The sequence below is a fragment of the Pseudomonas sp. TKO26 genome, assembly GCF_003225665.1.
Lineage (GTDB): Bacteria > Pseudomonadota > Gammaproteobacteria > Pseudomonadales > Pseudomonadaceae > Aquipseudomonas > Aquipseudomonas saponiphila.
This window is the reverse complement of sequence record NZ_QKLN01000015.1, coordinates 92,867-110,878: the sequence shown is the minus strand read 5'-3', so window position 1 is coordinate 110,878 and position 18,012 is coordinate 92,867. Positions and strand designations below refer to the sequence as shown.

The 18,012-nt window shown below is 62.7% G+C and carries 21 protein-coding genes and 1 pseudogene; 4 read left to right on the top strand and 18 right to left on the bottom strand.

The genetic code is table 11. From position 1 onward, the window contains the following. Positions 1–29: 29 nt before the first annotated feature. Complete coding sequence (locus DNK59_RS20560) at positions 30–1,091, top strand: HD domain-containing phosphohydrolase (RefSeq protein ID WP_110724390.1); 1,062 nt, start codon at positions 30–32, stop codon at positions 1,089–1,091. 107 nt (positions 1,092–1,198) lie between these two features. On the opposite strand, the gene DNK59_RS20555 is transcribed toward DNK59_RS20560, so the two are convergent. From DNK59_RS20555 to DNK59_RS20500, 12 genes are all read right to left on the bottom strand, one after another. Further along, a complete protein-coding gene (locus DNK59_RS20555; protein ID WP_110724389.1) occupies positions 1,199–2,287 on the bottom strand; it encodes a chemotaxis response regulator protein-glutamate methylesterase in 1,089 nt (362 codons plus the stop codon). Further along, the gene (gene cheD / locus DNK59_RS20550) at positions 2,280–2,783 is read right to left on the bottom strand and encodes a chemoreceptor glutamine deamidase CheD (RefSeq protein ID WP_110724388.1); all 504 of its coding nucleotides are present in this window, start codon (positions 2,781–2,783) and stop codon (positions 2,280–2,282) included. The genes DNK59_RS20555 and cheD overlap by 8 nt, the downstream gene beginning before the upstream one ends. After that, complete coding sequence (locus DNK59_RS20545; RefSeq protein ID WP_110724387.1) at positions 2,780–3,589, bottom strand: protein-glutamate O-methyltransferase CheR; 810 nt, start codon at positions 3,587–3,589, stop codon at positions 2,780–2,782. The genes cheD and DNK59_RS20545 overlap by 4 nt, the downstream gene beginning before the upstream one ends. 9 nt (positions 3,590–3,598) lie before the next feature. After that, positions 3,599–4,138 (bottom strand): chemotaxis protein CheW, encoded by a 540-nt coding sequence (locus DNK59_RS20540; protein ID WP_110724386.1) that lies wholly within the window; start codon positions 4,136–4,138, stop codon positions 3,599–3,601. 36 nt (positions 4,139–4,174) lie between these two features. After that, complete coding sequence (locus DNK59_RS20535) at positions 4,175–5,833, bottom strand: methyl-accepting chemotaxis protein (protein ID WP_110724385.1); 1,659 nt, start codon at positions 5,831–5,833, stop codon at positions 4,175–4,177. A 29-nt stretch (positions 5,834–5,862) separates the two neighbouring features. Then, positions 5,863–7,899 carry a chemotaxis protein CheA gene (locus DNK59_RS20530; protein ID WP_110724384.1) on the bottom strand — a complete coding sequence of 679 codons (2,037 nt, stop codon included), beginning with the start codon at positions 7,897–7,899 and terminating at the stop codon, positions 5,863–5,865. Between the two features lie 40 nt (positions 7,900–7,939). Beyond that, entirely contained in the window at positions 7,940–8,218 is a 279-nt protein-coding gene (locus tag DNK59_RS20525; RefSeq protein WP_110724383.1) for a lipid asymmetry maintenance protein MlaB, read from the bottom strand. A gap of 22 nt (positions 8,219–8,240) precedes the next feature. Next, positions 8,241–8,609 (bottom strand): response regulator, encoded by a 369-nt coding sequence (locus DNK59_RS20520; protein ID WP_110724382.1) that lies wholly within the window; start codon positions 8,607–8,609, stop codon positions 8,241–8,243. Between the two features lie 12 nt (positions 8,610–8,621). Beyond that, the gene (locus DNK59_RS20515; protein WP_371920308.1) at positions 8,622–9,533 is read right to left on the bottom strand and encodes a methyl-accepting chemotaxis protein; all 912 of its coding nucleotides are present in this window, start codon (positions 9,531–9,533) and stop codon (positions 8,622–8,624) included. 522 nt (positions 9,534–10,055) lie between these two features. Beyond that, a complete protein-coding gene (locus tag DNK59_RS20510) occupies positions 10,056–10,487 on the bottom strand; it encodes a carboxymuconolactone decarboxylase family protein (RefSeq protein ID WP_092316100.1) in 432 nt (143 codons plus the stop codon). A 28-nt stretch (positions 10,488–10,515) separates the two neighbouring features. Further along, positions 10,516–11,136: an FMN-dependent NADH-azoreductase gene (locus DNK59_RS20505; protein ID WP_110724380.1), complete on the bottom strand. Its 621-nt coding sequence runs from the start codon at positions 11,134–11,136 to the stop codon at positions 10,516–10,518. Continuing rightward, positions 11,133–11,579 carry a GNAT family N-acetyltransferase gene (locus DNK59_RS20500; protein WP_110724379.1) on the bottom strand — a complete coding sequence of 149 codons (447 nt, stop codon included), beginning with the start codon at positions 11,577–11,579 and terminating at the stop codon, positions 11,133–11,135. Before DNK59_RS20500 ends, DNK59_RS20505 begins: the two co-directional genes overlap by 4 nt. 87 nt (positions 11,580–11,666) lie before the next feature. On the opposite strand from DNK59_RS20500, the gene DNK59_RS20495 reads away from it, so the two are divergent. Continuing rightward, positions 11,667–13,070 carry a PLP-dependent aminotransferase family protein gene (locus tag DNK59_RS20495; RefSeq protein WP_110724378.1) on the top strand — a complete coding sequence of 468 codons (1,404 nt, stop codon included), beginning with the start codon at positions 11,667–11,669 and terminating at the stop codon, positions 13,068–13,070. A gap of 151 nt (positions 13,071–13,221) precedes the next feature. Here DNK59_RS20495 and DNK59_RS20490 read toward each other — a convergent pair whose 3' ends face one another. From DNK59_RS20490 to DNK59_RS32135, 4 genes are all read right to left on the bottom strand, one after another. Then, positions 13,222–13,623, bottom strand: a complete 402-nt coding sequence (locus DNK59_RS20490) for a type II toxin-antitoxin system HicB family antitoxin (RefSeq protein WP_110724377.1) — start codon at positions 13,621–13,623, stop codon at positions 13,222–13,224. Positions 13,624–13,658: 35 nt separating this feature from the next. Further along, positions 13,659–13,841, bottom strand: a complete 183-nt coding sequence (locus DNK59_RS20485; RefSeq protein ID WP_110724418.1) for a type II toxin-antitoxin system HicA family toxin — start codon at positions 13,839–13,841, stop codon at positions 13,659–13,661. 203 nt (positions 13,842–14,044) lie between these two features. Further along, positions 14,045–14,563, bottom strand: coding sequence for a hypothetical protein (locus DNK59_RS20480; RefSeq protein ID WP_177431279.1), 519 nt, complete (start codon positions 14,561–14,563; stop codon positions 14,045–14,047). 153 nt (positions 14,564–14,716) lie between these two features. Next, positions 14,717–15,757 (bottom strand): hypothetical protein, encoded by a 1,041-nt coding sequence (locus DNK59_RS32135; RefSeq protein ID WP_256596498.1) that lies wholly within the window; start codon positions 15,755–15,757, stop codon positions 14,717–14,719. Between the two features lie 133 nt (positions 15,758–15,890). On the opposite strand from DNK59_RS32135, the gene DNK59_RS20470 reads away from it, so the two are divergent. Both DNK59_RS20470 and DNK59_RS20465 read left to right on the top strand, forming a co-directional pair. After that, positions 15,891–16,478, top strand: coding sequence for a hypothetical protein (locus DNK59_RS20470; protein WP_110724376.1), 588 nt, complete (start codon positions 15,891–15,893; stop codon positions 16,476–16,478). Between the two features lie 109 nt (positions 16,479–16,587). Then, positions 16,588–16,911 carry a hypothetical protein gene (locus DNK59_RS20465; protein WP_256596497.1) on the top strand — a complete coding sequence of 108 codons (324 nt, stop codon included), beginning with the start codon at positions 16,588–16,590 and terminating at the stop codon, positions 16,909–16,911. Positions 16,912–17,093: 182 nt separating this feature from the next. Here DNK59_RS20465 and DNK59_RS20460 read toward each other — a convergent pair. Both DNK59_RS20460 and DNK59_RS20450 read right to left on the bottom strand, forming a co-directional pair. Then, positions 17,094–17,231: pseudogene (locus DNK59_RS20460) on the bottom strand (type II toxin-antitoxin system HicB family antitoxin); the annotation flags it as partial. A 395-nt stretch (positions 17,232–17,626) separates the two neighbouring features. Beyond that, entirely contained in the window at positions 17,627–17,908 is a 282-nt protein-coding gene (locus tag DNK59_RS20450; protein WP_110724375.1) for a hypothetical protein, read from the bottom strand. Between the last annotated feature and the right edge of the window lie 104 nt (positions 17,909–18,012).

Sequence of the window (18,012 nt, the reverse complement as noted above, 5' to 3'; positions counted from 1 at the left end):
GCGATACACGCGTTACCGGGGGATAGGGCATGTTTTCAAAAATCAGCGACAACGCCGTCATCGTCATCATCGACGACGTCACCAGCAACCTCAGGTTGCTGGAATCCTGCATGCGGGCCTTCGGCTTGCGTCGTATCGAAACCTTTTCCAATTCCGCCGAGGGCTTGCAGTGGTGTCAGGCCAACGACTGGGACGTGCTGCTGCTGGACATCGACATGCCCGCGCCCAATGGCTTTGAAATCCTTGACCAGTTGAGCGACCGCGATCGCACCGCCTCGCCGATCCTCATCGTCACCGCGCTCAACGATCCCCAGAGCCGACGCGTCGGGCTGGAGAAAGGCGCCAACGACTACATCTGCAAACCCATCGACTTGCCGGAGGTGCTGCTCAGGGTGCGCAGCTGCCTGGAGCTTGCGCAGAGCGCGCGCCTGCTCAATGAGGCCAAGCGCGACCTGGAGCAAAAGGTTGAACAACGCACCGCGCAACTGCAGCACAGCTACCGCGCCATGCTGCGCAGCCTGGCTCGGGCCGCGAGCTATCGGGATGACGACACCGGCAGCCATATCCACCGCATTGGTTCCACCGCCGGCCTGCTCGCGCGCACCATCGGCATGCCCGAGCCCTGGTGTGAACTGATCGAACAGGCCGCGCCCATGCACGATGTGGGCAAGATCGGCATTGCCGATGGCATTCTGCAGAAACCCGGAGCCCTTACACCGCAGGAGCGACAACTGATGCAGGCCCATTCCCGCATTGGCTATGAAATTCTCCACGACCCGCACGGTTCGGCCTTGACCGACATGTCCTCGGAAATCGCCCTGGCCCACCACGAAAAATGGGACGGCAGCGGCTACCCCTCCGGCCTCAGCGGCGAGCAGATTCCCTTGAGCGCACGGATCGTGGCGCTGTGCGATGTGTTCGATGCCTTGCGCACGACACGCCCCTACAAACAGCCCTGGTCACTGGAGAAAACCGTGGCCTTCATCGAGGAGCAAGCCGGTCGGCATTTCGATCCGCACCTGGCGCAGGTGTTCTGCAGTTTGCTCGATGAGGTTGAAGCACTCAGACAGCGGTCTTTTCCCCGTTTGTGAGGGCGCCTCAGGGCTGCTTTCCCGCAAGCCCGAAAGGCGCCGGCGCTCGACGAACGTCGCGGTGTTGGATGCGTTCGGGCGAGCGCCGATCAATGGCCGGCGACGGCTCAGAGGGGCTTGTACAGAATCGCCTGGTGAATTTCCTCCAGCGCCATGATGCGCTGGGCGGCGTTGAGCTTGATTGCTTCCTTGGGCATGCCGAACACCACGCAGCTGGCCTCGTCCTGGGCCACGGTGGCGGCACCGGCGTCGAGCATTTCCCTGAGCCCGCGCGCGCCGTCGTCGCCCATGCCGGTCATGATGATGCCGGTGGCGTTCTTGCCGGCGAACTTGGCCACCGAGCGAAACAGCACATCCACGGACGGTCGATGCCGGTTGACCAGCGGCCCGTCGATCACCTGGGTGTGATAGTAGGCGCCACTGCGGGTCACCATCATGTGCTTGCCGCCCGGGGCGATCAGGGCCAGGCCCGGCAGGATACGGTCGTTGTGGCGGGCCTCGCGTACCTGGATCTGGCACAGGCTGTCGAGGCGCTCGGCAAACGAGGCGGTGAATTTCTCCGGCATGTGCTGCACGATCACTATCCCCGGACACACCCTGGGCAGTGCCGTCAGCACCGCCTCCAGGGCCTGGGTGCCGCCGGTGGAGGTGCCAATGGCGACAATGCGCTCGGTGGTCTGGGCCATGGCGTGGCCCTGGGCGGCGGGCAGGATCGCATCCGCGCTGAGCTTGCTGGCCGGGGTGAGGACGGGCGCCGGGCTGGCACTGCGCTTGCCCAGGTTCCTGACGTTGGAGTTCGCCGCGGCGCGGATCGCCGCCACCAGCTCGGCCGATGACTCGACCAGGAAGGTCTTCAGCCCGGAAGTGGGTTTGGTGATGATGTCCACCGCGCCCGCCGACAACGCCTGCAGGGAGGTTTCCGCGCCTTTTTGGGTCAACGAGGAGCAGATCACCACCGGCGTTGGCCGTTCGCTCATGATTTTCCTGAGAAAGGTGATGCCGTCCATGCGCGGCATTTCCACATCCAGCACGATGACATCCGGCCATTGCCTGGCCATTTTATCCATGGCGAAAATCGGGTCGGAGGCAGCGCCGATGACTTCGATATCCGGCGTGCTGCTGAAAATCGTCAGCAGTACCTGACGCACCACGGCGGAGTCATCGACCAGTAGCACACTGATTTTTTTGCTAGGCATCTTGTTGAAGGGTTCCCATTGGTTGGTGCCTGACCCAGACGTTGCCGTTCCACAGGTCGAACATGATCGTGCGATAACCGGTGCTGCCCATGTCCTGGGCGGCCAGGTGCAGGTGATGGCGTTCAACCAGGGTCAGCGCCGCCTGAATGTTCAGGCTGGCGACGTCCCTGGAGGGCAGCAGCGGCTTGAGCTGGGGAAACATCCTGCCGCCGCCGAACAGCTTGACCTGGTAATCCTCTGCCTGCGTGCCATTGATATGGGCGTGGTGCAACAGCAGCTCCAGGGCCTCGTCGGCATACCGGCCGTCCAGGCTCTGATGGCTGCGCAAGCGCCCCGGCAGCATGAAGTGGCACATGCCGCCGATCTGCCGTTGCGGGTGCCAGAAGGTCACCGCCACGCAAGACCCGAGCAAGGTGCGCAGGCGCGTTGGCCGGGTCGCAAAGCTCACCTGGCCAGGCGTCAATATCAGGTCGGCCACGCCGACAGGCTTTTTCATGGCTTGCGGTAGATCGAAGGCGCCACCAGCTTCAAGGTGTCATTGACCCCGTTGAGGCTTTCCGAGTGGCTGATGATCAAGTGGCCGCCGTGCTTGAGCAGCGGTATCAGGCGCGCGACCACCTGAGTCTTGGTCGGCTGGTCGAAGTAGATCATCACGTTGCGCAAGAAGATCACCTCGAACTCGCCCAGTGCGGGCAGCGCTTGGTTGAGGTTGACCTGGACAAAACTGACCCGGTTACGCAGTGCCTTGTCGATCAGGAAGGTGCCTTCCTGGCGGCCGATGCCCTTCAGGCAGTACTTGGTCAGCAGGGCCTGGGGCAGCGTCCCGGCACGCTCCATGGGGTAATGGCCGCTGCGCGCCTTGGCCAGCACCTGGGTGCTGATGTCGGAGCCGATCACTTCCCAGGGGGTGGTGCCCAGGCCCTCGGCCAGGGTCATCGCCAGGCTGTAGGCTTCCTCGCCCGAGGAACTGGCCGCGCTCCACACGCGAAACACCTTGCCCGGCGCGGCCTGGGGCAATACCCGCTGGCGCAGGAATTCGAAGTGCTTGGGCTCACGGAAAAAATAGGTTTCGTTGGTGGTCAGTAAATTCAGGGCCACCTGCAGTTCGCCCTGGCGCTGGTCATTCATGATCAGCTTGAAGTACTCGCCATAGCTCTGCAGTTCATAGTGCTTGAGGCGCTTGAACAGGCGCCCGGCCACCAGGGCTTTCTTGGCCGGCGTCAGGCTGATGCCGGCCGCGCGGTGCAGCCACAGCTGGAACTGGCTGAACTCACGGTCGTCGAGGGCGGCGTTGTCCGACATGATCGGGCCTCAATAGGCTTCTGCGTCGAGGGCCGGAGCCTGGACGCTCTCGGCGAGGCTGGACATTTCATCGATGGACAGCACCTTGCTCACCTCCAGCACGATCACGAACTTGCCGTCGACCTTGGCCATGCCGCTGATGAAATCGGCGCGAATCCGCGCGCCGAAGCTCGGTGGCGGCTCGATGTCCGCGGCCGATATTTCCTGCACCGCGGAGACGGTATCGACCAGCAGGCCGATGTCCTGCGGCTGGCCATCCTCGGTGCTGGCTTCGATGATGATCACGCACGAGCGTCGGGTGATCGACGAGTTGGCCCGGCCGAAGCGCGCCGACAGGTCGACCACCGGCACCACCGCGCCGCGCAGGTTGATCACCCCGCGCACGAAGGTGGGCATCATCGGCACCACCGTCAGGCTGCCGTATTCGATGATTTCCTTGATCCCCAGAATGCCGATGGCGAACATCTCGCCGCCGAGCATGAAGGTCAGGTATTGCGCATCCTCGTCTGCCGCGACGGCGGCCTTGCTGTTAGTCATCACTGCGCCCATTTCATTACTCCCTGTGAGCTGGATCGATGCAGGCGATCAGAATCGGGTGAACTCCGCTTCGTCCGGCGCTTCGGCCATGTTGCTGGCGAATGCCTTGCGCGGCGCCTGTTGCACGGGGCGTACCGGCAGGCGCGATGGCAGATTGCCGGGATTGTCGGCGTTGCTGCGTGGCAGCGCGGCCTTGGGCGGCGTATCGAGCACGAAGAAGCTCATGGCCTGCTGCAGTTGCTCGGCCTGGCTGTTCATTTCTTCGGCGGTGGCCGCCAGTTCTTCGCTGCTCGACGCATTTTGCTGGGTCACCTGGTTGAGCTGGATCATCGCGGTATTGATCTGCGCGACACCGGCGGCCTGTTCCTCGGATGCGGCGCTGATTTCCTGCACCAGGTCGGAAGTCTTGTTGATCGACGGCACCATCTCATCGAGCAACTTGCCGGCTTTTTCGGCCATGTCCACGCTGCTGGAGGACAGCTCGCCAATTTCCTGGGCCGCGACCTGGCTGCGCTCGGCCAGTTTGCGCACTTCGGCGGCCACCACGGCGAAGCCCTTGCCATGCTCCCCGGCCCGCGCGGCCTCGATGGCGGCATTGAGGGCCAGCAGGTTGGTCTGGTAGGCGATGTCATCGATGATGCTGATGCGCTGGGCGATCTTCTTCATCGCCACCACCGTCTGCTGGACCGAATCGCCGCCCTCCGTGGCTTCCTTGGCGGCCTTGCTGGCCATGCCATCGGTCACTTTGGCGTTTTCGGTGTTCTGGTTGATGCTGGCGCTCATCTGTTCGATCGAGGCACTGGTTTCCTCGACGCTGGCAGCCTGCTCGCTGGTGGCCTGGCTCATCGATTGCGCGGTGGCGCTGACTTGCTCGGAGGCGCTGGCCAGGTTGTCGGCGGCGTTGCGCACCTCGCCGATGATATGGGTCAGCTTGCCGACCATGTTGCGCATGGCGTTGAGCACCATGCCGGCCTCATCCTTCGCGCCCGGGTCGATCTGCGCATTGAGGTTGCCTTCGGCCAGGTGCTCGGCGGCGGTGGCGGCTTGTTTCAGGGGACGGGAAATGACCCGGGCGATGAACAGCGCCAGGCCCAGCCCGATCAGCACGGCCGCGGCCAGCGCGACGATGATCGACAGGCGCGAGCTGGCGTACAGCGCCGAGCCTATTTGCGCGGCGCTGGCAGCGCCGGCGTCATTGAATTCGACCAGTTTCTGCAGGCTGTCGGTCACCTCATCGAAATGCGCCCTGGACTCGCCTCTGAGCAGCGTGTTGGCCTCGGCCTCCTGGTTCTCCCGGGAAAGCTCAAGCAAGTGTTTGCTGGTCGCCTGGTAAGTGGTCCAGGCCTTGGTCACGTTGGCCAGGTTCTGCCGGTCTTCGTCGTTGGACAGCAAGTGCTCGTAGCTGCTCAGGCGGGTCGCGAACTGCTGCAGGGAGTCGCTGGCTTCACGCTCGGCCTGGGCTTTCTCGTCGGCCACCTGGGTGCTGACGTGGCGGTTTTCCTTCAGGCGATAGTTGGCGGCGTAAAAACGCATGCCGGCCGCCGCGCGCATCGACGGCATCCAGTTGCCCTGGATCTGCTGGGCCGTCTGGTTCACCGCGTCGAGCTGCAGGATGGCAAAGCCGCCCATGGCCGTGGTGAGGGCAAGGACCGTCAGGAACGAGGCGAGCAGCTTGGTGGAAATCTTCAGATCGTAGAACCATTTCATCGAAATACCTCCGTGTAATTGCAAAGACGTCAGCGGGCGACGATCGGTGGCGATTGAGGTGCCTGCGGCGCGCGGGCTTCCAGGTGTACGAGTTGGTTGATCAAGGCCGGTACATCCAGGATCAGCCCCACGGCGCCGCTGCCCAATATGGTCGAGCCGCTGATGCCACGCAGCGCGCCGAACAGCTTGCCCAGGGGCTTGATCACGGTTTGCAACTCGCCGAGCAGGTCATCCACCACCAGCCCGGCCTTGTATTCGGCGTAGCGCACCACCACCACGTTCTGGCGGCGCGCGGCGGGGCCTTCGTGGTTGAAGTGCTTGCGCAGGTCCACCAGCGGCAGCACCTCGCCACGCAGGTCCAGGTAGCCCTTGGCGCGGCTGGACTGGCGCTGCTGGTCATCGAGTTCGACGCATTCCTGGATCATGTCCAACGGAATCACATAGGGCGCGTGGTCGATGTTCACCAGAAAGCCATTGATGATCGCCAGGGTCAGCGGCAGGCGGATGCGCACCACCGTGCCCTGGCCGGGGCGGCTGTCCAGGTCGACGCTGCCGCGCAGCAGGGTGATGTTGCGCTTGACCACGTCCATGCCGACGCCACGTCCGGAAAGGTTGGTCACCGCTTCGGCGGTGGAGAAGCCCGCCTCGAAGATCAGGTGGTAGATTTCCTGGTCGCTAAGCACCGTGCCGCTGGCCACCAGCCCTCGTTCCTGGGCCTTTTCCAGGATGCGCTCGCGGTTCAGCCCGGCGCCGTCGTCAGCGATCTCGATGACGATGCTCCCGGAGTCGTGGTAGGCGTTGAGGCTCAGGTGGCCCTTGTCCGGCTTGCCGGCCGCCCGCCGCGCCTCGACGCTTTCGATGCCGTGGTCCATGGCGTTGCGCAGCAGGTGCATCAGCGGATCGCCGATTTTCTCCACCACCGTCTTGTCCAGTTCGGTTTCCGCGCCACTGATGATCAGTTCGATGTCCTTGCCCAGTTCCTGGCTGACGTCGCGCACCACCCGGCGAAAGCGGTTGAAGGTGTCGCCAATGGGGATCATGCGCAGGTGCAGGGCACCGTCGAGGATGTCCTCCACCAGCCCGGAGACCCGTGAGGTGGCTTCTTGCAGCGAGTCATTGTTACAGGAGCGGGCCACCAGGCTCGCGCCGGCGCTGGCGATCACCAGTTCGCCGACCAGATTGATCAACTCGTCGAGCTTGTCGGCGTTGACACGCACATAGTTGCCGTCCCGGTGCTTCGCTTCGCTGGCCGCGGGCGGGCGCTGAGGGGCGGCTGGCGTTGCGCCCGGTGGCGGCTCTGCGGACAGGTCGGCATCGGCCGGCGCGGTGTTGGCGGGGGTTGGCTCGACGGCACTGATGTGGATTTCACAATCGTCGCGCACGAACTCGAAGACGTCATTGAGGGCCGCGTGGCCGGCGCTTGAGCGCAGGTCGATCTCGAACCCCAGGTAGCAGCTTTCCGGGTCCCAGTGTTCGAGGGCGGGGAGGCGGTCGGTCAAGGTGGTGACCTGCACGATCTGCCCCAGGGTTTCCAGGTAGTGCAGAAACGCCAGCGGGTCCATGCCGTTGCGAAACACGTCCGCGCCGAAGCGCAGGGACAGGTGCCACAGCACTTCGGTGGACGCCTCGCTGCCAGCGGCCACTTCGGTGGTGGGCCGCGGGGTCTCGGCCGCCTGGTAGGCCCGCAGCGCTTCGCGCAAGGCCGCGTCGCGTTCCAGCGCCTGGGGCCCAAGCGCCGCGCCGCGGCTGGCCACCACATCGATCAGTTCCAGCATGTGATCGCCACACTTGAGCAGCACCGCGATCAGCGCGGCATCCACCGCCACGCTGTGGTCGCGCAGGCGGTCCAGCACGTCTTCCACGATGTGGGTAAAGCTCACGATCGGCGCCAGGTCGAACAGCCCGGCAGAGCCCTTGATGGTGTGCGCGGCGCGGAAAATCGCGCCGATGGCGTCCTGGTCCTCGGGCTCGCTTTCCAGTTGCAGCAGCGATTGCTCCATGGCCTGCAAGAGTTCGTGAGCCTCGACGATGAAGGTTTGCAGTGCCTGATCGAGATTGATGTTCACCTGGACTGTCCTTGTCGATCCATGAGCGGGGGCGTGGGCGCTACGACAGCGCGCCGCGACACAATTGCAGCACCTGCGCGACAGCCTGGCTCTGGCCGGTGAGGCTCAGGGTCGGGCCGGCTTCACGCTGGATCAACGCCAGCCATTGCAAGCCGGCGCCATCGATTTCGGTGACGTCCGACAGGTCCAGCGCCAGGCGCGGGGACGCCCCCAGGTGCGGCAGCAGCGCCGCCGACAGTTCAGCGACGGTGTAGATCGTCAACTCGCCCTCGACGTGCACATGGGCGGTATCGTCGAGTACTTCGTGGGTCAGCGGCATGGGGCCTCCCTGGCGTCGGGTATCAAGGCAGGATCAGTTTCGACACCGCTGCCAGCATCTGCGCCGGCTGGAACGGCTTGACCACCCATGCCTTGGCGCCGGCGGCCTGGCCCTCGGCCTTCTTCGATTCCTGGGACTCGGTGGTGAGCATGATGATCGGGGTGAACTTGTAGCTGGCGAGCTTCTTGACCTCTTTGACGAAGGTGATGCCGTCCATATTGGGCATGTTCACGTCGCTGATGATCAGGTGCACTTTCTGCCCGTTGAGCTTGCCCAGGGCGTCTTTCCCATCACAGGCCTCGATCACCTCGTAACCGGCGCCTTTCAAGGCAATGCCGACCACTTGCCTGACACTGCTGGAGTCGTCGACCACCAATACACTCTTCGCCATGATGTGCTCCTGCTAAAAGAACGTGATTTCCTGAGCGCTCTGCTGCACGGCGGCTTTCCCATGATGGATGCGCCGTTCCTCGTCGGTGGCATAGGTGGTTTCCATGCGCGCCAGCCACTGTTGGGCGTTGATCGCCGGCGCCTGGTCCGGGGTCTGGCTGGCTTGCAGGAGATGCTCGTGCAGAGCGTGCATGTTGTCTCGTATGTGGCTGAGGATCTGGCTGACCCGATCCTGGAATTGCAGGTTGACCAGCACCTCGGTGATTTCGTCGCGGATGCCGTAGCTTTCCTGCTTGAGCAGGTCGGCGGATTGGGCCAGGTGCCCGGTGATGTTCTGGAAACGTTCAAGCACCATCTGGATATGGCTTTCCGATTCGGCCACCAGGTGGCTGTCCTGGTCGGCGCTGCTGGAGGCGGCCTGCACCAGTTGATTGATGGCGCTATTGATGATGTCGACCTTGGCCGACATCTGCTGGCCGGTTTCACTGGACTTGCTCGACAGGCTGCGCACCGCATCGGCCACCACCGCGAAGCCGCGACCGGCCTCGCCGGCGCGCGCCGCCTCGATGGCCGCGTTGAGGGCCAGCAGGTTGGTTTGTGCGGCAATGGCCGCGACGTCGGCGGCCATGGTCCGCAATTCGCCGGTGTAGGCGGTGAGGCCGCGAACCTGGGACAGGGTCTGGTCACGGCTTGCTTGAGTGGATTTGAGCGATTCGATCACCTGGCTCAGCTCGCTGTCGCTGCTGGCCAGCGCCTTGAGCGCGCCATCGGGGTCATTGCCATCCAGTTCCCCGGCGGCGTGCTGCGAGGCCTGCACGGTCTCCTGCAGGCGCTCGGCAATGGCGGTGAAGCGGCTGGTCAGGCTGACAATCGCGTCTTCGGTTTGCTGGCGCGAGCTTTCCACCTGCTTGGCCCAGATCGGCATGGTGCCCAGCAACACCTCATCGAGCTGCGCCCGCGAAGCCGGGCTGGTGCTGGCCGTTAGCGTCTCGGATTGATCCGCCTGCGCCATGGCCCGCAGCAGTGTGTGGCGTTGCGAGCTGGCGCTCCAGGCACCGGCCCCCAGACCGATCAGCACCAGCACCGCGCACGCCGCGAGGTTCGCCGCGGAGCTCGACTGCACGAGCATCCACAGCACCGCCGGCACCACGGGAATCAAAGCAAACCAGCTGAAACGTGACTGACCGGAAAGCAGACTGGGTCGACGCTGGGGCATGGGTTCGATCCTTGAACGCTGTCACAAGAAGAGGTGTCATCAGATTTATCTGAGTGGCACTTTGCAACTGTAGCCGCCCTATGTGCCTTCCGTCGGATTTATGACCAACGGCTGACAGGTGCTGGCGACGCGTGCCCCATGCTCTGTAGCCGCTGCCGGCGGCAGCGGCGACCAGAGGCGGGGCCTGTCCGTTGCGGTTTGGCTCGGCCTCTGCAGCAGACTCCAGGCGTTTTAGAGCTTCATGCCCACCGCCAGCCGGTTGAAGGCATTCATCAACGACACGGCCAAGGTCAGGTCGGAAATCTCGACATCGCTAAAGTGCGCTTTCAGTGGTTCGTAGAGCTCGTCCGGCGCGCCCTTGTCGTGGACGTAGGTGAGGGTTTCGGTCCAGGCCAGGGCCGCGCGCTCGCGTTCGCTGAACAGTTCGCTGACGCGCCAGCCGGCGAGGCAATCCAGCTTGTTTTGGGCGACTCCAGATTCACGCAGGGTCTGCGAGTGCTTGCCCAGGCAGAACGAGCAGCCGTTGATCTGCGACACGCGCAAAAACACCAGCTCCACCAGGGGCAAGCCCAGGGGGCTGGCGACCAGGGCGCTGTTGGTGGCGAGCAGGCCTTGATAGGCGGCCGGCGACAAAGTGGCAAAGGGCAGTCTGAGTTGGCTCATGGTGAAACTCCTATAGGGAAGAAAGTGATCAGGCACAAACAAGAGGGGTGAACAGTGGCTGCAAGGACAGTGCGCTGCGGGCTTCTTCGACCGTTGCACGCACGGCCTCTTCACCGAACACCAACCCTTGCAGATACGTGAACTGCAGGTCGAACAGGCCGAGGGTGTTCAGCACCTGGCGCAGGTAAGGCGTGAGAAAGTCCGGTTGGCGTGCCCGCGGGCCCTGGTGAAAGCCGCCGGAACTGACCAGCACCTGCACCGGACGGTCTTTCAGCAGGCCGACCTTGCCCTCGGGGCCGGAGCTGAAGGTGCGGTGAATGCGCAGCACATAGTCGATCCACAGCTTGAGCGCGGCCGGCAGGGTGAAGTTGTGCATGGGCGTGGCAATCAGCAGGGCATCGCAGCGCTCCAGCTCACGGATCAGCCCTTCGGACACCTCGAACAGCGGCGCGTCGAAAGGCGTTGGGGTGGTCAGGGCGTCGGCGTAGTCCATGCCCAGTGGCGGCAACGGATTGGCCCCCAGATCGCGCTCGACCAGCTCCAGGTGCGGATGGCGTTGGCGCAGGGCGCTCACCAGCTCCAGTGCCAACTGGTTGCCATGGGAAACCTGCCCACGGGGGCTGGCGTTGATCAGCAGCAGGTTGTTCATGCCGGCTCACCACCCTGAAGTCGCTGAGTGAAATGCATGCCCCGGGCCAGCAGCCCCTGGCGGAAATAGAAGCGCTGGGCCAGGGGCATATGCAGGCCGGTATCCAGCACCAGGTGTTCGCATTGACGCTGCACGGCCTCATCCCGCACCGCGCTCAACAGCCGCGCACCCAAGCCGCTGCGCTGCAGACCCGGGCTCACCACCAGGTCGTCGACATAGATGAAGCGCCCGTAGAGCAGGTTTTCCAGCTCGCGGTAACCCGCCAGGCCGACGATGCGCTCTGTGTCCCACGCGGCGAGCAAGCGGTAGCCCTGCTCGGTTTGCCGGGCCACTTGGGCGACATAGGCCGCCGGGCTGCCGAGGTGCGGGCGCAAGACCCGCATTAAGTCGAAACTGGCCGCCAGGGCCGCTTCGCTGTCGAGGTGTTGAAGGGTGTAGGGCATGTCCGTCATCCGCTAAAAAGAGATGAGCCACTGTAGAAGGCCGATGGCTTAAGCTACAGGGCCAAAAAATGCATAAATGACTAGGCCATGATGTTTCCTTTCGAAGTGGACCGCAGCCAGACGGCGCCGATCTATCGCCAGCTTTACCAGCGGTTTCGCGAGTCCATCGCCGATGGCCGCCTGCGCCCGGGGGATCGCGTGCCGGCGGTGCGTGCCCTGGCGGCGGAACTCAACCTGGCGCGGGGTACCGTGGAAGCGGCCTACCAGCTGCTGATAGGCGAGGGCTACCTGACTGCTCGCGGCGCCGCCGGGACCATTGTCACCCCGCAACTGGCATCGGTTGGCGCACCCGCGCAGCGCCCCCCAGCGGCTCCCGCGACCCACCAAGCCACCCATGCCGGCACCTCGCCCCTGGCCCTGCAAATGGGCCTGCCAGCGCTGGACGCCTTTCCGCGCAAACTCTGGACCCGCCTGGCGGGCCGGCAACTGCGCCAGGCGGGCGTCGAAGGCCTGGTCTACCCGGATGCGCGCGGCTACGCCCCGTTGCGGGCGGCCATTGCCTCCTACCTGGGGATTTCCCGGGGCATCAACTGCCACCCGGAACAGGTTTTCGTCTGCGCCGGCTACCGCGCCTGCCTCGACCTGATCAGCCACACGCTGATGGGCCCGGGCGCCACCTGCTGGCTGGAAGAGCCCGGCTACTTCATGGCCAGGAACGCGCTGCTGGAAGCTGGCGCACAGCTGGTGCCGGTGCCCGTGGACGATCAGGGCCTGGACGTCGCCCAAGGCATCGCCCGCGCCCCGGAGGCCGGCTTTGCCGTGGTCACCCCGACCCACCAGAGCCCCTTGGGGGTGTCGCTGTCCTTGCCGCGGCGCCTGGCCCTGCTGGACTGGGCCAACCGCCAAGGCAGCTGGATCATCGAGGACGACTACGACAGCGAATACCGCTACCAGGGCAAACCCTTGCCGGCCCTCAAGAGCCTCGACCAGCAAGGCCGCGTGCTCTACACCGGGACCTTCAGCAAAGTCCTGTTTCCAGGCCTGCGCCTGGCCTACCTGGTGGTGCCCGCCGAACAGACCCCGGCGTTCGCCCGCCAGGCGGATCGTTTGCACAACCACTGCCCGCACCTGCAGCAGGCAACGGTCGCGGCCTTTCTCAACGAGGGGCACTTTGCCCGGCACCTGAACAAAATGCGTGGCCTGTATGCGCGTCGGCGGCAGTGGCTGGTGGAGGCGTTGCACCAAGCGTTGGGTGGGCGGTTGCAGATAGATCCGCAGGCGGGGGGCATGCACGTGGTGGCTGGATTGGGCGAGGGGGACGATGTGCACATTGCCCAGCGGGCTCGGGAGGTGGGGATTGCGGTGGAGCCGTTGTCGCAGTGGTATCTGGGGGATGGAGTTAGGCAGGGGTTGGTGATGGGGTTCACCAATGTGGTCAGTGCGGAGCAGGCGGTGAGTGTGGCGGTGCGGTTGGCTCGAGTCATTGCATGAAAGGGAGCTATGGCCGCAGAGGCTGGAGTCTTCCCTCTGGCAGCCCCCACCATTTGGCCGGCCCCCCTGTGGCGAGGGAGCTTGCTCCCGCTGGGTTGCGCAGCAACCCCAACCGGCCTCACTCCGCGTGGCCTGCCCTCTGCAGCCGCTTTCAGCGCCCGAGCTTTTCCAACGCCGCATCGGCCAGAAAAGACGACCGGCTCTTGATGTTGTGCTCGCGGACGAAGCGGTCGATCTGCTGAATCACATAACCGGGCAGGGTCACGTTGACCTTCTCGGTCTTGCCCAGGTAAGGCGTGATATCGATATCCAGCATGCCCCAGCCCATGCCCTCGAAATCGGGGTTGGCGCGGTGCTTGCGGGTGGGTGAGGGCAGGGGAATGGCGTGCCCCGCTCGGGCCAGCTCTTCGAGCATGACGTGGGCGATTTCGATGGCGGCGCTGTAGGCGGTTTCGAAGCTGTCGCCCGCGGTAACCGCACCGGGGATGTCGGGAATCTGGATGCCGGTGGCGGTGTGTTCGTCGCCCCACTCGATGCAGATGGGATATTGCACGGGGATTTCCTCAATAGGTGTGAAGGTGGCGGGAGCTAGATCAGTTCAGCCAGTTTCCTGATGGCCCTGACCGTGTCCCGTGGCAGATCCCTCTTCGGGTGAGGCACCGGAACGGTGTTGGGCCTGTAAGGGTGCTTGAACAGATGATGGCTGCCAGTGACTCGCTCCAGCACCCAGCCTGCGGCTTCAAGCTCATTGATCAACGCTCTGCTTTGCACCTCCATCTCCTTATAGGGGTGAGGGGTGCTTTATAACTCCAGGCGCATCATAGCGCAGGTTGAGTTGTGTGTCTGGAGTTATGTATCGGGGCGTGTCGTTTAGCGGAGAGGGGGCTGGTGTGATGGGGCTGAACGATTCTGAGGCATCCACAACCCGGTCACATACAACGCAAAAGGGTGCTTAAGTAGTACGCAATTTCCAACTAGAGCGCCGGTAGCCGGTCCAACGCACAATTGCGGTCGATTTTCGGCGCCTCGGCCATGGGGACGCGCGCGCCCGAGTCGACATTGAATATGTCAATGTAACAACCGCTCAGCGCGCCCGGGTTGTCGACGATTCCTCCTTTGATCACGTAACGTGCGCCCGGCGTAAATTCGCTGACGAACGCTACGTTGCACGAGCGATTGGCGTTCGCGGAGCCGCGCATTATCAGGTGCAGCGGTTTGCCGGCTTCAATCGGAAAAAAGCCTTCCGGCGTCGATACATTCTCAAAAACGGAAACCAGTTGCCGTCCCTGTCCACCTGGCGCAGTCGCCACGGTTCTGCCGTATTTGCAGCTGATGGCAGGCGCCTCGTCCAGAGACACGTGGTTTCGATAATTCTCCATCGACACCAATTCGCTGCGGATAAGTGCCTGAGGCGCCCCTGCAGGCACAAGGTATTTCGGCACTGGGGCACAGCCTGCAAGCAGCAGAATTGAACACAGGTAAAGAGGTTTCATAAGTTACTTATTGATGTGGGAACAGATCGGCATTAGACACCTCTATCCGGCGAGCATTCTCGCCTAATTGAGTCTCCGGTTTCATTAGACGACTACAGTCAGGGCTAAAGCGGCGTAGGTGCGTCGGCCGGTATTTTCAAGCCGCACTGCGCTTCAACGTTGCCAGCAGTCTGCGAAACGCTTGCACACCTCAAAGCGCTGATCCAGGTCGGCCATGCGTGCCTGATGTGCGCTCAGTGTTTCCTTCAGCAGTGCTTGCTGGGCTCGGTAGTAGTGCTCCAGCATTGCATTATTGGTCGACATTGCCTTGCTACGGTCGGCCGTTTCGCTGTCGGGTAGCAGTTCCCTGATCGCCGGGGTGTCGAGCAGGCCCAGGCGGTTGCTGTAGTCATCCTTGTACAACTGCAATGAACGGGCCTTGGTGCCCCTTATCTCATTGGCGAACTGCTCCAGGTTCTGCCGATATTCCGCCCAATAGGCATCGGGCAGGCTGAAGTCGAGGCGCTGTTTGCGTTCCGCTATGGATTTGTCGAGCAGTGTTTTCTGGACTGAAGGGGCATCCTCGGCGTCGGGCTTCATTTTCGCGATGACACTGGCGTCGACAATCTGCGCGATCAGCGCTGCACGCTCCGCTGACTGCGGTTGTGCTTCGGTGGGCTTGGGGAAAATCGGGTTGTGGCCGGCGCAGGCGGGCAGGCCTTTGTTGGTCAGCACGATCGGCGAGCGCACAGTCTTGCCATCGATCTGGCGCAGACGGCTAAGGGTGACCTGGCAAGTGCGACCTACTCGGCGGAAGTCCGCTTCGTACTCGCCGCCGCTCTGCGGGGTAAAGTTGAACCCCACGGTGCACACGCTGCCAGTGCTCAAGGTATTGGCTCGCGCGAATAGCTCATGACCCGGTTGCAGCCGCACTTCCAGATAGGCCTTGGCATCCTCGGGGGCAGCGGCACTCATGGCGGCCCGTCGCCGGGTATTGGCGCTGAACAGGTTATTGAGCAGTCCTGTGGTTTGGCCGCCGCAGTGTTCGGCATCGAACAAGTCGAGCGTCGAGCTGTCACTGCTGCTGATAAAGCGCAGCTTCGCCGCGTCGGGTTCACTGGCGTCCGGGTAGGTGCCGTTGAAACTGCACCCGCCAAGTAACAGCGCGGCAATGCTTACAGCGCCACGCACGCGCCATTGGGAAAAACAGAACATGTTGAAAGATCGTCCTTGATGCACGAGTTGGCGAAAGGCCATCATGCTAAAGAAGGCAGTCGCCGCCGTCTAGCGCGCCTGACGTCCCTGAATTTTTCTGGGATTTTTCTTTGTCTCTCACCGAGGTAGCGGAATGTTTGGCTCGCGCAACATCTTTGCAATTGGCCTGATTGGATTACTGGCTGGTTGTTCGTCAATGCCAGCTGAAATGGCGTTGAACTCGCCTGTTTACAACGCACAAAACGCGGGTCTAGTGGTCGGCGCGCTGCTGGAAGGTGGCCCCTACGGAACCTACCTTGAGTTTCGCGATATCAAGAGCGGCAAGACTTATGGCTGGGGGCCCAAGGATGACTTCTCGGCATGGCTACCTGCCGGTGACTATGAAGTGAGCCGCCTGGGTCACCGTCGTGGGGCCATGGGGGCTTACTCCAAACCGCTGCGTTTCACCGTCACCCAAGGGCAGCTCAATTACCTTGGCGAGATGGTCTACGGCTGCTCGGCCGTCGCGCAACCGGCTGCGGTGTACGGGGTATTGAACTGCGGGGTCCTCGCGCTTGGCGAATGCACTGTTCCTAGCCCTAGCGTGAACGTGTGCGTGGTGGACCGCCAGGATCAAGCGATCAAGCATTTTTTGCAGCAACATCCCGAGCAAGCCCCTTTACCCGTGCGTAACGCGGTTATGTCGGCAGCGGATTCTGGATCGAGTGTCCGCGTTCCCTAGTCAAGCAAAGCTCTTCAATGGTGATGCGGAGTGACTTTCGATATGTACGCGCATAGCTGCAAATAGGGTCCTGGCTATGGGCCCAAGGTTAAAGGGGCGAGGGTAGTTGATGAGTAAAGTATCGCAGTTGAATGAGTTGCTTGTGGCTCACAACTGCTTGCACGCCATTGAGATTCAGTTGAACGAAGATGGAGGGGCTTATGATTTGTCTCTATCGATTTCGGTCTCTGAAGAAGCAGGGGCTGATGTTGTGCGTATCAGGTTTATTGATATCAGTCATTTTTCGTCCCGGGATATTGGCGGTGGATTGACTCAGTTGATGCATATGAGCGTGAGTCAGTTGGATTCGGGTTTTGACCGGATGCGTTATCAGTTGGTTGATCTTGAAGATAATAAGTTGTCGTTTTGCTTCTCGTCATTTTCGGTTGAGTAGAGGGTGCAAAAGAGCGGTAGTGCGTAGCTGGCGTTGGGGTAGCAACAGGCCGTCTCAATGCAGTCAGGTGATGCAGCCATTTGGCCGGCCACATTCTCTGTGGCGAGGGAGCTTGCTCCCGCTGGGTTGCGCAGCAGCCCCAACCGCCCTCACACCGCTCAGCCTGCCCTCTGCAGCCGCTTTCAGCGCCCGAGCTTTTCCAGCGCGGCATCGGTCAGGAAGGACGAGCGGCTCTTGATGTTGTGCTCGAGGACGAAGTGGTCGATCTGCTGGATCACATAACCCGGGAGGGTCACGTTGACCTTCTCGGTTTTGTCCAGCTCATGCCTGCGAAATCAGGATGAGTGATGTGCCTGGGCGTTTGGGGTACATATCCGTTGCTGTGGGTGCGGCCGCTGACGGTTTCGCTTTTACAGCGACTCACTTTTTTCAAGCGCCAAAAAAGTAAGCAAAAACGCTCGCCCCCGCATCCGGCCCCTCGCCAAGGCTCGGCGTTCCCTCACTCCGGCATTGCTCCGGGGGCACGCCGCCACAGGCCATCCATGGCCTGATGGCGGCTAGCTCGGCATCCATGCCGAGCTGCCCCCTGCGCAACGCCTGCGTTCGGCCTTCTGGAGGGGGCAGGTAGATCAAGAGCAAGATCAAAAGCCAAAGCAAGATCAACGGCCGAGGCAAAGCCAAGCGCGTTTTACGCGCTGGTTGAGTTCAATGGCCTTCAGCTCTCTTGCGCTGTTCGCCACTGAATCACCTCCAGCACCGCGCAACCCTCCCGGGTAAGCAGATGCACCCCTCGGGTGACCCGCGTCAGGTCGCAGTCGGCAATGTCTTTCAGGTTAAGTGTGGACAGCGTGTCCATCAGATCCCGCACCACGGTGAAACGATGGGCCGCACTGCTGGCCAGATCGCTCAGAGAGGCTTGGGTGTCGAGGTAGAAAACGGCTTGGTTGGCGTCGTGGGTGTCGACGGGGGAGAAGCGGGAAACCGATTGATCGTCCATGGTCGTTACTCGTTGTAGAGCTTCCACCGTTTGCGGCCAAGCAAATGGAGGGTGGCAGCTGTGCGAGGGTTGGCCGACCGGTTACAACGACACCGGCACACCCG

Coding starts and splice junctions, on each gene's coding strand:
- DNK59_RS20560 (WP_110724390.1), top strand. CDS start 30: ATGTTTTCAAAAATCAGCGACAACGCCGTCATCGTCATCATCGACGAC.
- DNK59_RS20555 (WP_110724389.1), bottom strand. CDS start 2,287: ATGCCTAGCAAAAAAATCAGTGTGCTACTGGTCGATGACTCCGCCGTG.
- cheD (WP_110724388.1), bottom strand. CDS start 2,783: ATGAAAAAGCCTGTCGGCGTGGCCGACCTGATATTGACGCCTGGCCAG.
- DNK59_RS20545 (WP_110724387.1), bottom strand. CDS start 3,589: ATGTCGGACAACGCCGCCCTCGACGACCGTGAGTTCAGCCAGTTCCAG.
- DNK59_RS20540 (WP_110724386.1), bottom strand. CDS start 4,138: ATGGGCGCAGTGATGACTAACAGCAAGGCCGCCGTCGCGGCAGACGAG.
- DNK59_RS20535 (WP_110724385.1), bottom strand. CDS start 5,833: ATGAAATGGTTCTACGATCTGAAGATTTCCACCAAGCTGCTCGCCTCG.
- DNK59_RS20525 (WP_110724383.1), bottom strand. CDS start 8,218: ATGCCGCTGACCCACGAAGTACTCGACGATACCGCCCATGTGCACGTC.
- DNK59_RS20520 (WP_110724382.1), bottom strand. CDS start 8,609: ATGGCGAAGAGTGTATTGGTGGTCGACGACTCCAGCAGTGTCAGGCAA.
- DNK59_RS20515 (WP_371920308.1), bottom strand. CDS start 9,533: ATGCCGATCTGGGCCAAGCAGGTGGAAAGCTCGCGCCAGCAAACCGAA.
- DNK59_RS20510 (WP_092316100.1), bottom strand. CDS start 10,487: ATGAGCCAACTCAGACTGCCCTTTGCCACTTTGTCGCCGGCCGCCTAT.
- DNK59_RS20505 (WP_110724380.1), bottom strand. CDS start 11,136: ATGAACAACCTGCTGCTGATCAACGCCAGCCCCCGTGGGCAGGTTTCC.
- DNK59_RS20500 (WP_110724379.1), bottom strand. CDS start 11,579: ATGCCCTACACCCTTCAACACCTCGACAGCGAAGCGGCCCTGGCGGCC.
- DNK59_RS20495 (WP_110724378.1), top strand. CDS start 11,667: ATGATGTTTCCTTTCGAAGTGGACCGCAGCCAGACGGCGCCGATCTAT.
- DNK59_RS20480 (WP_177431279.1), bottom strand. CDS start 14,563: ATGAAACCTCTTTACCTGTGTTCAATTCTGCTGCTTGCAGGCTGTGCC.
- DNK59_RS32135 (WP_256596498.1), bottom strand. CDS start 15,757: ATGTTCTGTTTTTCCCAATGGCGCGTGCGTGGCGCTGTAAGCATTGCC.
- DNK59_RS20470 (WP_110724376.1), top strand. CDS start 15,891: ATGTTTGGCTCGCGCAACATCTTTGCAATTGGCCTGATTGGATTACTG.
- DNK59_RS20465 (WP_256596497.1), top strand. CDS start 16,588: ATGAGTAAAGTATCGCAGTTGAATGAGTTGCTTGTGGCTCACAACTGC.
- DNK59_RS20450 (WP_110724375.1), bottom strand. CDS start 17,908: ATGGACGATCAATCGGTTTCCCGCTTCTCCCCCGTCGACACCCACGAC.